Origin of the sequence: Streptomonospora salina (assembly GCF_014204715.1) — a bacterium.
Classification (GTDB): domain Bacteria; phylum Actinomycetota; class Actinomycetes; order Streptosporangiales; family Streptosporangiaceae; genus Streptomonospora; species Streptomonospora salina.
The window spans coordinates 671747-684553 of sequence record NZ_JACHLY010000001.1; the positions used below are offsets into that span (position 1 = coordinate 671747).

At 72.7% G+C, this 12807-nt stretch carries 12 protein-coding genes; 8 read left to right on the forward strand and 4 right to left on the reverse strand.

Going from position 1 to position 12807, the window contains the following annotated elements:
• Window positions 1-19 precede the first annotated feature (19 nt).
• The 3 genes from lipB (at window position 20) to HNR25_RS03070 (ending at window position 2804) form a co-directional block, all read left to right on the forward strand.
• Window positions 20-748 carry a lipoyl(octanoyl) transferase LipB gene (gene lipB / locus HNR25_RS03060; protein ID WP_184633228.1) on the forward strand — a complete coding sequence of 243 codons (729 nt, stop codon included), beginning with the start codon at window positions 20-22 and terminating at the stop codon, window positions 746-748.
• Window positions 749-804: 56 nt separating this feature from the next.
• Entirely contained in the window at window positions 805-1746 is a 942-nt protein-coding gene (gene lipA, locus HNR25_RS03065; protein WP_184633229.1) for a lipoyl synthase, read from the forward strand.
• Window positions 1747-2057: 311 nt separating this feature from the next.
• Window positions 2058-2804: a DUF4191 domain-containing protein gene (locus tag HNR25_RS03070; RefSeq protein ID WP_184633230.1), complete on the forward strand. Its 747-nt coding sequence runs from the start codon at window positions 2058-2060 to the stop codon at window positions 2802-2804.
• A 216-nt stretch (window positions 2805-3020) separates the two neighbouring features.
• Here the strand turns inward: HNR25_RS03070 and HNR25_RS03075 are convergent, their stop codons facing one another.
• On the reverse strand, window positions 3021-3467 hold the full coding sequence (locus tag HNR25_RS03075; RefSeq protein WP_246463506.1) for an RDD family protein: 447 nt from the start codon (window positions 3465-3467) through the stop codon (window positions 3021-3023).
• A 291-nt stretch (window positions 3468-3758) separates the two neighbouring features.
• Here HNR25_RS03075 and glnA point away from each other — a divergent pair, with 291 nt between their 5' ends.
• Window positions 3759-5183, forward strand: coding sequence for a type I glutamate--ammonia ligase (gene glnA / locus HNR25_RS03080; protein WP_184633231.1), 1425 nt, complete (start codon window positions 3759-3761; stop codon window positions 5181-5183).
• 157 nt (window positions 5184-5340) lie between these two features.
• Here the strand turns inward: glnA and HNR25_RS03085 are convergent, their stop codons facing one another.
• Window positions 5341-5889 carry an RNA-guided endonuclease InsQ/TnpB family protein gene (locus HNR25_RS03085; protein WP_312862325.1) on the reverse strand — a complete coding sequence of 183 codons (549 nt, stop codon included), beginning with the start codon at window positions 5887-5889 and terminating at the stop codon, window positions 5341-5343.
• Between the two features lie 485 nt (window positions 5890-6374).
• Between HNR25_RS03085 and HNR25_RS27005 the strand changes: the two genes are divergently transcribed.
• Window positions 6375-6905 carry a transposase family protein gene (locus tag HNR25_RS27005; RefSeq protein WP_184633232.1) on the forward strand — a complete coding sequence of 177 codons (531 nt, stop codon included), beginning with the start codon at window positions 6375-6377 and terminating at the stop codon, window positions 6903-6905.
• Between the two features lie 437 nt (window positions 6906-7342).
• Complete coding sequence (locus tag HNR25_RS03095; protein ID WP_184633233.1) at window positions 7343-7678, forward strand: hypothetical protein; 336 nt, start codon at window positions 7343-7345, stop codon at window positions 7676-7678.
• Window positions 7679-7787: 109 nt separating this feature from the next.
• On the opposite strand, the gene HNR25_RS03100 is transcribed toward HNR25_RS03095, so the two are convergent.
• Complete coding sequence (locus HNR25_RS03100; protein ID WP_184638753.1) at window positions 7788-10808, reverse strand: bifunctional [glutamine synthetase] adenylyltransferase/[glutamine synthetase]-adenylyl-L-tyrosine phosphorylase; 3021 nt, start codon at window positions 10806-10808, stop codon at window positions 7788-7790.
• Between the two features lie 178 nt (window positions 10809-10986).
• On the opposite strand from HNR25_RS03100, the gene HNR25_RS03105 reads away from it, so the two are divergent.
• Both HNR25_RS03105 and HNR25_RS03110 read left to right on the forward strand, forming a co-directional pair.
• On the forward strand, window positions 10987-11310 hold the full coding sequence (locus HNR25_RS03105; RefSeq protein WP_184633234.1) for a DMT family transporter: 324 nt from the start codon (window positions 10987-10989) through the stop codon (window positions 11308-11310).
• Window positions 11307-11873, forward strand: a complete 567-nt coding sequence (locus tag HNR25_RS03110) for a TetR family transcriptional regulator (RefSeq protein WP_184638755.1) — start codon at window positions 11307-11309, stop codon at window positions 11871-11873. Before HNR25_RS03105 ends, HNR25_RS03110 begins: the two co-directional genes overlap by 4 nt.
• A 19-nt stretch (window positions 11874-11892) precedes the next feature.
• On the opposite strand, the gene HNR25_RS03115 is transcribed toward HNR25_RS03110, so the two are convergent.
• On the reverse strand, window positions 11893-12555 hold the full coding sequence (locus HNR25_RS03115) for a hypothetical protein (protein WP_184633235.1): 663 nt from the start codon (window positions 12553-12555) through the stop codon (window positions 11893-11895).
• Between the last annotated feature and the right edge of the window lie 252 nt (window positions 12556-12807).

The following is a 12807-nucleotide window of genomic DNA, read 5'->3' on the forward strand; positions in this document are numbered from 1 at the left end:
GGGGCATATGGTGGGATGTATGAGTGAGCTCGTCTTCGTCCGCCTCGGCGAGGCTCCCGTCCCCTTCCACGAGGGATGGGACCTGCAGAAGCGGGTGCACGCCGACCGGGTCGGCGATCGCGTCCCCGATACCGTCCTGGTGCTGGAGCACGAGCCGGTCTACACCGCGGGCAAACGCACCGGGGCCGGGGACCGCCCCCTGGCCGACCCCGGCGCGCCCGTCGTCGACATCGACCGCGGCGGCAAGCTCACCTGGCACGGCCCCGGCCAGGCCACGGTCTACCCGATCGTGCGGCTGGGGGATCCGATCGACGTGGTCGCCTACGTGCGGATGCTGGAGGAAGCCCTCATCCGCACGCTCGCGGAATTCGGGCTGGCGGGCAAGCGGGTCGAGGACCGCACCGGCGTCTGGCTGGAGGCCGATCCGGGCCGCGGCCTGGCGGAACGCAAGATCGCCGCGATCGGCTGCCGGATCGCCCGCGGGGTCGGCATGCACGGGCTCGCGCTGAACTGCGCCAACGACCTCGGCTGGTTCGACCGGATCGTTCCCTGCGGCATCACCGACGCCGGCGTCACGTCGCTCTCGGCCGAGCTGGGCCGCGAGGTCGCCGTCGCCGAAGCCGTTCCCGTCGTCGAGCGCCATCTGGCCGCGGTGCTGGGCGCCGGGGACTACCGCGTCCAGGACCGCGTGCCCGCACCGGCCCGCGAGGCCGGACCGGCCAGCGAGGCCGAGCCGGCCGGAGCCTGAACAGGCTGCCGTACCACGACCTCCCCACGAGGGAAGCAGGAAAGGAAGGGTCCGCGTTGACCGTCACTCCTGAGGGCCGCAAGCTGCTGCGGATCGAGGCCCGCAACAGCGAGACGCCCATCGAGAGGAAGCCGTCCTGGATCAAGATCAAGGCGAAGATGGGGCCGGAGTACTCCGCGCTGCACTCCCTGGTCAAGCGCGAAGGACTGCACACGGTCTGCCAAGAGGCGGGCTGCCCCAACATCTACGAGTGCTGGGAGGACCGCGAGGCGACCTTCCTCATCGGCGGTGACCAGTGCACACGGCGGTGCGACTTCTGCCAGATCTCCACGGGCAAGCCCAGCCCGCTGGACCGCATGGAGCCCACCAAGGTGGCCGAGTCGGTCCGCAAGATGGAGCTGCGCTACGCGACGGTCACCGGCGTGGCGCGCGACGACCTCGACGACGGCGGGGCCTGGCTCTACGCCGAGACCGTGCGCAAGATCCACGAGCTCAACCCCGGCACCGGCGTCGAGCTGCTGATCCCCGACTTCAACTCCGACGACGACCAGCTGGGCGAGGTCTTCGGCTCCCGCCCCGAGGTCCTGGCGCACAACACCGAGACCGTTCCGCGGATCTTCAAGCGGATCCGCCCGGGATTCCGCTATGAGCGCTCGCTGGGGGTCATCACCAAGGCGCGCGACGCGGGGCTGGTCACCAAGTCCAACCTGATCCTGGGCATGGGCGAGGACCGCCAGGAGATCAGCGAGGCCATGCGCGACCTGCACGAGGCCGGTTGCGACCTGCTGACCATCACCCAGTACCTGCGGCCGTCCAAGCACCACCACCCCATCGACCGCTGGGTGCGCCCCGAGGAGTTCGTCGAGCTGTCCGAGGAGGCCGAGGAGATCGGGTTCTCGGGCGTCATGTCGGGACCGCTGGTGCGCTCCTCCTACCGCGCCGGCCGGCTGTACAAGCAGGCCGTCGAGAAGCGCGAGCAGGTCGCCGCGGGCAGCTGAATCCTGCGCGAACGCTGCGCCGGCGGTCCGCGACCGGGGCCGGGGACAACGTAACGAAGCTGAGACGGCGGCCGGGGGCCGCCGTCTCACGTTCGCTCGGTCGCGGCCCATATCCTGGCAGGAGAGCACGCGGCACAGGCGCCGGCCACCGGGGCGAGGCGTTCGGCTGTGGGCCTGCACCGGCCAGACGAGCGGCGTGCGGCCGAGGCCATCGGGGCGCGCCCGACGAGCAGGTTCGAGCGATAGGAGGACGGGCAGGAAGTGGCGGCTCCCGTCGGTGCACCGCAGAGTGCACCCTGCCCGGAAATGTGATGGCGAAGAAGCCCAAGGACACCAAGGCACCCGCGACCCCGGCGCAAGGCGCCTCCGACCAGGGCGGCGCGCAGAAGCCGCCCGGCAGGTTCAAGCAGTTCGCCATGGTCGTCCGGGTGGTGCACCGGCAGAGTCCGCGCACCATCCCCATCGCGGTCGGGATCTTCCTGGCGGTGCTCGCGGTCGCCGTCGCCGGCGGGAGCGTCGTCGGCGGATGGCTGTACTGGGGGCCGCTCGGTTTCGCTGTGGCGTTCCTCGCCGGATTCTTCTACTTCACCCGCGCCACGCAGCGGTTGCAGTACCAGATGCTGGAGGGTCAGCTCGGCGCGGCCACGGCGGTGCTGGACAACCTGCGCGGCGACTGGACCACCGAGCCCGGGGTCGGCGCCAACCGGCAGATGGACGTCGTCCACCGCGCGGTCGGCAAAGCCGGTGTGGTGCTGGTGGGCGAAGGCGACCCCGGCCGGCTGAAGGGGTTGCTCGCCGCCGAGAAGAAGAAGGTGGCGCGCGTCGCGCACAACACCCCGATCTACGACTTGCAGGTGGGCAAGGGCGAGTCGCAGGTGCCCATCTCCCAGTTGCAGCGCCGGCTGCTCAAGCTGCCGCGCAACCTGGACAAGGGCGAGGTCGCCGAGCTGCGCTACCGGCTCAAGGCGCTGCCGGCGTCGATGCAGATGCCCAAGGGCCCCATGCCCAAGGGCGCGAAAATGCCCAAGGGCCCCAAGGCCTCGGGCGGCGGGAACTGAGGCACCGGCGCCGGGCGTGCGGCGGGACGGCCTCCGCCGCGAACCTCGGGAGTCCTCCGCGCACCGTCCGGTGCGGGCGCCAGCACCGGTGGCGGCTCCCGCCGGAGGCCGCGGCGTGCGCCGGGCGGCGCGGGGCCGTCTCCGGCGGGCGGTGCGCGGCGGGTGCGTGAAGCGGAGCGCCTCCGGTCGATCCCTGCCGCTAGGGCCCGGCCCCGCTCAGAGCCGCCGGGTGACCGTTCCGGCGGCGCGGTCGTGCAGGCCGCGATGGTCGAGGTCGTAGACCACCGCCGGGATCACCAGGCACAGCAGCGCCGTGCGCACCACCATCGCGACGGGCCACGGCAGCGGGCGCTCTCCCGTGGAGGCGACGTCGGTTCCCGTGATGCGCTTGCCCAGCGTAGTGCCGAACACCGACAGCATCAGCGCGGTGTAGACGGCGAACAGCAGCAGCGTCGCGCTGGAGGCCGAAGACGTCGCCGCGGGGTCGCCGCCGGCTCCGCCGACGATCGCCGACACCACCAGCACGCACAGCAGCCAGTCGAGCACCAGCCCCACCATGCGCCTGCCGATGCCCGGGACCGATCCCGGACCGTGCTCGGGCATCCCCAGCCGGTTTCCGCGGTACTGGAACTGCGCCTCCTCGGCGCCTTCGGCATCGGACATGGGCACAACGGTATCGGCACCGGGAACCGGTTCCGGTCACGGGCAAGCGGCGACTTCACGTGTCCGCACGCCTTCCGCGTGTCCGGTTTCGGGGTGTCACCACAGCTCATGCACGATGGTCAGCGATAACGCCGGGCTCCGTAACGCGCGGGAAACATTGGAGACATGGACCGGAAATGGCCCCCTCCTAGCGTCGACGACGTAGCCGGGAGGTCGCGAGGCCGGAGCGCGACACCGCAACGAAGCGGGGCACCGCCCGCGCGACCTCTTTCACCTGCACGGAGGTAACTCTTGTTCAGCAGCGCCGAAGAACTTCTGGCCTTCACCCGGGACGAGGACATCAAGTTCCTCGACTGCCGTTTCACGGACCTGTTCGGGGCCACCCACCACTTCACCCTCCCCATCGAGCACGTCGATGCGGGCACCTTCGACGAAGGCCTGATGTTCGACGGTTCGTCGATCCGCGGGTTCCAGGCCATCCACGAGTCCGACATGCTGCTGCTGCCGGACCTGTCGACCGCGGTCGTCGACGCGTTCCGCGAGCACCGCACGCTGAACCTCACGTTCTTCGTGCACGATCCGTTCACGCGCGAGTCCTACAGCCGCGACCCCCGCAACGTCGCCCGCAAGGCCGAGGCCTACCTCAACAGCACCGGCATCGCCGACACCGTCTTCGTCGGCCCCGAAGCCGAGTTCTACATCTTCGACGACGTGCGCTTCCAGACGCAGGAGAACGCGTCGTTCTACTACATCGACTCGATCGAGGGCGCCTGGAACACCGGCACCCAGAACGGCCAGTCCAACCTGGGCTACCGGCCGCGCTACAAGGGCGGGTACTTCCCCGTCGAGCCGGTCGACCACTACAGCGACCTGCGCTCGACGATGGTGCGCAACCTGATCGACGCCGGCATGGACATCGAGATCCAGCACCACGAGGTGGGCACCGCCGGCCAGGCCGAGATCGACTTCAAGTTCGACGAGCTGCTCAAGTCGGCCGACGACGTCCAGCTCTACAAGTACATCGTCAAGAACACGGCCTACTCCAAGGGCAAGTCGGTCACCTTCATGCCCAAGCCGGTCTTCGGCGACAACGGCTCGGGCATGCACTGCCACATGAGCCTGTGGAAGGACGGCGCCCCGCTGTTCTTCGACGAGTCGGGCTACGCCCAGCTGTCGGACATGGCGCGGCACTACATCGGCGGCCTGCTCAAGCACGCTCCGGCGCTGCTGGCCTTCACCAACCCGACGATCAACTCCTACCACCGCCTTGTGCCGGGCTACGAGGCCCCGATCAACCTGGTCTACTCCCAGCGCAACCGCTCGGCCTGCATCCGGATCCCGCTGACCGGGTCCAACCCGAAGGCCAAGCGCCTGGAGTTCCGTGTTCCCGACCCGTCGGCCAACCCCTACCTCGCCTTCTCGGCGATGCTCATGGCCGGCATCGACGGCATCAAGAACAAGATCGAACCGCCGGAGCCGGTCGACAAGGACCTCTACGAGCTGCCCCCGGCCGAGGCCGGCGCCATCGAGAAGGTCCCCGCCTCGCTGGACGCCGCCCTGGACGCCCTTGAGGCCGACCACGAGTTCCTGGTCGAGGGCGGGGTCTTCACCGAGGACCTGATCGAGACCTACATCGACTACAAGCGCACCGAGGAGATCGACTCCCTGCGCCTGCGTCCGCACCCGCGCGAGTTCGAGCTGTACTACGACATCTGATGTCGCTGCAGGTCAGGACATATCGGCGCTGATCCGGGCCGTGCATAGGCCGCCGCCCGTACCTGGCAGGGGGTACGGGCGGCGGCCTTTCGCATGCCCGGAGCGGGCTCGGCCGACGGCCGTTCCCGCGGGACCGCCGAGATGTGATGCCGGTGTGTCAGGCTCGCGGCGACTTACCACTGCAGCCCGTATTGACTTCCGCTCCCCGGCCTAAAAGCCGGGGACTCCTACGGCGGCCGGGTGACGGCACCGACGGCAGGGAGCGCGACCACCGCACCCGCACGTCCCCGACCTTCGGCAGGGACAGGTCCCCGCCCGGGGTGACCTTCCATCGGGCGTTGGCGGTGAACCGCACGGCCTGCCGGTTGTCCTTGCGGGACTTGAACCGCGGTGCGCCCATGCGCGGCCGCTTTCCCTTCAGCGCGTCGACGAAGGTGCGGTAGGCGGTGTCCAGGTCCCGCAGCGCCTGTTGCAGGACCACGGCCGACACCTCGCCCGACCATGCGCGCTCGTCGGTCTTCTCCGCTTCGGTGATCAGCGTCGTGGACAGGTCCCCGGTCGTCGGGAACGCGTCGCCGCCGGTGCGGGCGGTCTCCCGCGCGCGCAACGCGTCGTTGTCGACCACGCGGGCGCACCCGAACGCCCGCGCCAACGCTTGGCGCTGGGGGCCGTTCGGGTACAGGCGGAAGGAGCACCGGAGCTGCATGCGAACCCACGTACTACCGGGGTTCACGGGCACGCACGCAAACGCGGAACCGGCAGACACCGTGTTTCCGTTCCGCACGCGCACTCGGCTTCCTCACCGAGTACAGCCACGAGATCGGTGATGGGGGGTTTGCCGAGGCGCCTGCGGACCGAGGAGGCACCCTCCGGGAACCACAAGCATCGCCGCCACCCCAGAGGCTGCGGCAATGGGGCGCAGCTCGCCCCGCGAGCGAGCCGGCTTGCCGCCGAGCGCACGCCGCACACGGCAGCGGGACCCGCCGCCCCCCAGGGCTGATTCGCAGTCGTTCGGTGCGAGCGATGAGGCAGGTCACGGCATCATGACGGTTGCGGCGATCGACCGACACACAACAACGGAGCTCCGGAGCGCGGGGACACGACTCTCCGGATCCACAAGAACACCGCTGCCCCACCACTCTGCCGCGCCCCGGCCCCGCCGTCCGCGGCCTCGCCCGACACCGCACCGCCGTGGACGATCCGCGCGACGGACGCGGCCTCCGCCGTGGGATCGGCACCGTCCCGGCCACCGCGCTGTGCGCGCTGCTGTGCGGGTCCCGCTCGCTGCGCGCGATCGGCCGGTGGGCCGCCGACACGCCCCGGCACACCCGCACCCGCCTGGGCCGCCGCATCGCCGGTCCTGAACCGGCCGTGCGCATCGCGCCCGGCACCTCCACGATCCGGCGGGTCCGGCAAAGCCCCCACGGGCCACGGGCCACGGGCCGACCGACCTCGCCGCGTCGCGCGGCCCGGCCGCGCTGCCGCTCCCCGCGCCGGGACGCCCGACCGCCCCCGATGCGATCCGGCGGGTCACCTACGCGTACCTCATCCGCCCGCTCGATCTCATCGGGATCGCCTGACCGGCGAGAACCCGCACGATCACCGACGTTGCATCACCCCTGGGCGGCGGCGGGTCCCGCTGCCGTGTGCGGCGTGCGCTCGGCGGCAAGCCGGCTCGCTCGCGGGGCGAGCTGCGCCCCATTGCCGCAACCTCTGGGGTGACCGGTTCCATGCGGTTCCCGGAGGGTGCCTCCTCGGTCCGCAGGCGCCTCGCAAACCCCCATCACCGATCGAGGGGGGTCTCCGACGTTCGCCCCGCTCGTGGAAGGGACCATGCCCGCGGTGCGCACCGGCTCCGAGGCCGATCCGGCGGTGTTCGACGGCGCGGGCGAGCACGTGCACCCGCCGGTGCACCTCCCGCCCGACGTCGCGGTCTCCACGCCGGCCGCCAGCCGCACGAGCGTGTCCCCGCGCCGGTCGCGCCGGGAGTCCTGCGGGCGTGTCCGGCACTGTCGGCGCGCCGCGCGGCTCCGGCCGGGCTCCTCCTCCGCCGGTCCGCCCGGCGGCGGATCGGCTTTTCTTGTTCCGCTACGCGGGGGTCGGCTCCATCTCCGCCGCGAACGGCGGAGCACTGCCGACGATCCCGGTAGCGTCGGGGCATGGACTTCATCAACGCGGTACTCGTCTTCCTGCACCTGCTGGGCATGGCCGGCATCATCGCGGGATTCATGATCCAGCTCATCACCGGGCACCGTGCCGGGCCGAAGAGCATCCTGCACAGTACGCTGCTGCAGCTGGTGACCGGGCTGCTGCTCACGGGACTGGCCGAGATGGGCGACGACCCCGTCAACCACGCGAAGATCGCCGTCAAGCTGGTCGTCGCGCTGGCCGTGGTCGTCGTGGGGATCCTCAACGTGCGCAAGCCCGACAACCGCCTGGCCGGCGCGGCCGGCGCACTCGCCGTCGTCAACGTGGCCGTGGCCGTGTTCGTCTAGGCACTCCCCCGCTTCCGGGCGCCCCTCGCCCCGCGGAGAGCACCGCCGCGCTCGGCGCGGCGGTGCTCAGTTCGTTCCGGCCGGTCCCCGGCGCTTCGGAGGGCGCGGCTCAGTCGTCGTAGAAGACCCGCTCCATCACCGTGCGGGCCCGGCGCGTGACCTGACGGTAGTCCTGGACCATGCGGCCGACCGCGCCCTCGTCCTCGTCGTCGTCGCGGTAGCCCAGAGCCCCGGCCAGGATCGCCTGGTCGCGCAGCGACTTGGGGATGGAGTCGGACGGCTTCCCGCGCACCAGCATGACCGCGCCCCGCACGCGGGCGGCCAGCCGCCAGGAGGTCTCCAGCGTCGCGCCGTCCTCGGGGTCCAGCAGCCCGGCCCCGACCGCCGCGTGCAGCGCCTCGATCGTGCCCGTGGTGCGCAGCCCGGGTACCTCGTGGCCGTGGCGCAGCTGCAGCAGCTGAGCGACCCACTCCACGTCGGACAGTCCGCCCCGGCCGAGCTTGGTGTGCGTGGCGGGGTCGGCGCCGCGGGGCAGCCGCTCGGCCTCCATCCGGGCCTTGAGCTTGCGGATCTCGCGCACCTGGGAGTCGCCGACGCCGCCCTCGGGGTAGCGCAGCGGGTCGACCAGCTCGATGAAGCGCGCGCCCAGGTCCATGTCGCCGGCGATCGGCGCGGCGCGCAGCAGCGCCTGGCTCTCCCAGGTCGACGACCAGCGCCGGTAGTAAGCGGCATAGGAGTCCAGCGTGCGCACCATCGCTCCGCTGCGGCCCTCGGGGCGCAGGTCGGCGTCCAGGAGCAGCGGCGGATCGTACGCGGGCATCTCCAGCAGCCGCCGCAGCTCGCGCACGATCGCGATCGCGGACTCGGTCGCCGCCGCCGTGGCGGCGCCCGGCAGCGGCTCGTGGACGAACATCACGTCGGCGTCGCTGGCGTAGCTCAGTTCCCCGCCGCCGAAGCGGCCCATGGCCACGACGCACAGCCGCGTCTGCGGCTCCTCGCCGCGCTGGTCGGCGACGCGGGCGCGCGCGGTGCGCAGCGCCGCCTCGACGGTCACCGCGGTGATCGCGGTGAGCGCGTCGCCCACCGACTCCACCGGCGAGACCTCCAGCAGGTCGGCCAGGGCGGTGCGCAGCAGTTCGCGGCGGCGCAGGGCGCGCACGGCGGCGACGGCGTTCTCGGCGGTGCCGTGGCGCCGCAGCGCCGCGTCGGCCTCGGCCTCCAGCGCCCGCGTGGACCGCTGCACGAGTTCGGCGTCGTCGGCCAGCACGCCGACCGCTTCGGGAGCGCGCAGCAGCAGCTCGGTTACGTAGCGGCTGGTGCCCAGCACCCAGGCCATGCGTTCGGCGACCCGGATATCGTCACGCAGCAGGCGCAGGTACCACGGTGTGCCGCCCAGTGCCTCGCTGACCTGGCGGAAGGCCAGCAACCCGGTGTCGGGGTCGGGCGCGTCGGCGAACCAGCCCAGCATGACCGGCATCAGGGTGCGCTGTATGGCCGCCCGGCGCGAGACGCCGGAGGTCAGGGTGTCCAGGTGGCGCAGCGCGCCCGCCGGGTCGGCGAATCCGAGTGCGCTGAGCCGTTCGCCCGCCTGCTCCGGCGTCAGGCGGGCTTCGCCCTCGGGCAGGCGCGCCACCGCGTGCAGCAGGGGGCGGTAGAACAGCTTCTCGTGCAGTCGCCGCACGTCGCCGGCGACCCGGCGCCAAGCCGCCATGAACTCGGTGACCGGGTTGGCGGCATACCCCAGCGCCCGGCCCAGCCGGCGCAGCTGCTCGGATCCGTCGGGGCTGTCGGGATCGGGCAGCAGGTGGGTGCGGCGCAGCCGGCTCAGCTGCAGCAGGTGCTCCACGCGGCGCAGGAACCGGTAGGCGTCGGCGAGTCCGGCGGCGTCGTCGCGGCCCACGTAGCCCTTCTGCGACAGCGCCTCCAGCGCGGCGAGGGTGTTGCCCGACCGCAGCGCGGGGTCGGCGCGCCCGTGCACGAGCTGCAGCAGCTGCACGGAGAACTCGATGTCGCGCAGCCCGCCGCGGCTGAGCTTGATTTCGCGCTCGGACTCGGCGGGCGGGATGTGGGCGACGACGCGGCGGCGCATGGACTGCACGTCGTCGACGAAGTTGTCGCGGCCCGCGGCCCGCCAGACCATCGGTTCGATCTCGGCGGCGTAGGCGGCGCCGAGATCGGGGTCGCCGGCGATGGGGCGGGCCTTGAGCAGCGCCTGGAACTCCCAGGTCTTGGCCCAGCGCTGGTAGTAGGCGACGTGGCCCGACAGCCCCCGTACCAGCGGGCCGTTCTTGCCTTCGGGGCGCAGGGCGGCGTCGACCTGCCAGAGCGTGCCCTCGCTGGCGGTCTCGGAGGGCAGGCGCATCATCTCCGCGGCCAGCCGCGAGGCGGCGCGCATGGCCGCCTGCTCGTCCTCGACTCCGTCGGCGGGTTCGGCGACGAAGACGACGTCGACGTCGCTGACGTAGTTCAGCTCGCGCCCGCCGCATTTGCCCATTCCGATGACGGCCAAGCGGCACAGCGCGGCCTGTTCGGGATCGTCGGCCCGCGCGATCGCCAGCGCGGCCTCCAGCACGGAGGCGGCCAGGTCGGCCAGTTCGGCGCCGACGGTCTCCAGGTCGGCGGCGCCGGTCAGGTCGCGCCCGGCCAGGCGCAGCACGCGCCGGTGGTAGGCGACTCGCAGCGCGTGGGCGCGGACATCGGGGCCGTCGGTGTTGCGCGCCGCCACGGGGGCGGCGGGGTCGGAGTTGGGATCGGCGCCGACGATGTGCAGCATGCCGGCCCGCAGCTCGCTGGGCCCGGGGGCGCGGGCGGCGTCGGCGCCGCGCAGTTCCCGCCAGTCGCCGGGGTGACGCACCAGGTGGTCGGTGAGGGCGGTGCTGGCGCCCAGCACCTTGACCAGCCGGGCACGCAGGTCGGGGTCGGCGGTCAGCGCCTCCAGCAGGTCGCCGGGTTCGGCGCAGCAGTCCAGCAGGCGACTCAGGCCCAGCAGGGCCTGGTCGGCGTCGGGCGCGGCGCCGAGTTCGTCGACGACGCCGGCGTGGTGCCCGGGGGCGAGGCCGCAGTCCTGCATCAGCCTCGCTGCGCGCGCGCCGTCGCCGAATCCGCGCCGCGCCAATGCCCCCGCCGTCAGTGTGAATGTCTCCCGAGCCACGTTGATCACGGTAGCCGCCGTCGGGGAGCGACCGGTAGACTAAACTTGTTGAACAGAAGTTCAACTTTTTCTGGTGCGAGTCCGCCCGCACCGTCCCCCTCCGCCGTCGAACCGGGTCCGCGCCCTCCGCGGTGACCGGGAGGAAAGGACCGCCCCAATGACGTGGCTACTGCTGGTGAGCGCGATCGCCGCCGAGGTCACCGGCACTATCGCACTGCGCTTCTCCGAGGGGTTCACGCGCCTCGTGCCGTCGCTGGTCGCCGTCGCGGGCTACGGAGCCGCGTTCTGGCTGCTGGCCCAGGTCCTCAGCCGCGGCATGAACATCGGCGTCGCCTACGGCGTCTGGGCGGCCCTGGGCGTGTCGCTCGTAGCGGCGATCGGCGCCCTCTTCCTCGGCGACGGCCTCACCTGGATCCAGGCCGGCGGCGTCGTGCTGGTCATCGGGGGCGTGCTCGCCCTGGAGATGGGAGGGGCACACTGAGCACGGGCGAGCACGCCGACGGCCGCCGGGCGCGCGGCGAGCGCCGCCGCGCCGAACTGATCGCCGCGACGCTGCGGGTGGTCGAGGCCGACGGAGCGGCCGGCGTCACCCATCGGGCCGTCGCGCGCGAGGCCGGAGTGCCCGCCAGCTCGGCGGTCTACCACTTCGCGACCCTCGACGACCTGCTGGTCGCGGCGCTGACGTCGGTCACCGACGCCTACGTCGAACAACTGGAGGCGCTGGCCGACCGGCACAGCGACGTCCGCACCGCCCTGGCCGAATTCGTCGCCGACGGCGCGGCGGCCGACCGCCGCCGCGCGCTGGCCGAGTACGAACTGACCCTGCTGGCGGTGCGGCGCCCCGCCCTGCGCCCGGTGGTACGGCGCTACCTGGCCGCCCTCACCGACGTCGCGGCCTGCTGCGTCGACGACCCCACCACGGTCCGCGCGGCGGTCGCGGCGGTCGACGGCCTGTTCCTCCAGGCCCTGCTGGACGACCGGGGGGTGTCCGCAGAGGAGATCCGCGCCGTGCTGGCCTGCGTCCTGGGCGGGGGCGACGGCTGACTTCCGCTCCCCGGCGGTGTCAGGCGGCGTCGCCCCGCCCCGGGGTCCCGCGGGCGCTCGGGCGCAGGCGGCTCCCGAGGACGGCGGCCGCTGCGGCCGTCGCGAGGACGAGGAGGACTCCGGTGAACAGTCCGGTCACCGTGAGGACGCGCTGCGGGGCCGACACCGCCGAGGCCGCGGTGCGGGTCGAGCGGTCGACCGTGTTGGCGTCGGTGGCGCAGGCCACCGGAGGCGCCCCCGCCTCGGTCTGGGCGCAGACGGTGGTGGCCACGCGCCACAGCCGCCGGCCCGGTTCGCCCAGCCGCACCCGGGCGGTGCGTTCGATCTCGGCGCCGGGTCCGACCTCCACCCGCCACCTGGCGACCGCGCCCGCGGTCTCGCCGTCGGCGCCGACGTCGACGAACTCCGCATCCCCCGATACACGCTGGGAGACGACGGCGGACTGTTCGCGGTCGGCGTCGTTGCGCAGTGTCAGCGTATAGCGCGCTTCGTCGCCGGCGGCGACCTCGTCGCGGCCGTCGCTGACGCGGACGGCCAGGGTCGCCCCCTCGACCGCTGCGGTGCGCTCGCCTCCGGCTCCCGGAGCCGCGGCCGCGGGGGCACCCGCCGCTGCCGCCGCCACCAGGGCGGCCGTCGTCGCACCCGCAGCGAGCCGGCACCGGCTCGCGGTCTCCTCGCCCATGCCCACCGATCCCCGATCGTCGTGCCGATCGTTCGCACGCCGCCGCTGTCCGCAGGCGCCTACCGATGACAACTACGCGCATGCGGGTGGGAACGGAACGTGACACGCCTGCGGTTCCCGATATCGGCGCCGCACCGCGGTCGGGGAGCGCGGGGAACCTTCCGGGATTCCCCGGGGCCTCGGGGCGGGACCGCCTGAGCCGTGCGGCCGGGGTCGCACGGTTGCGGCCGCCCTCGGGGCGGGATAAGGCGT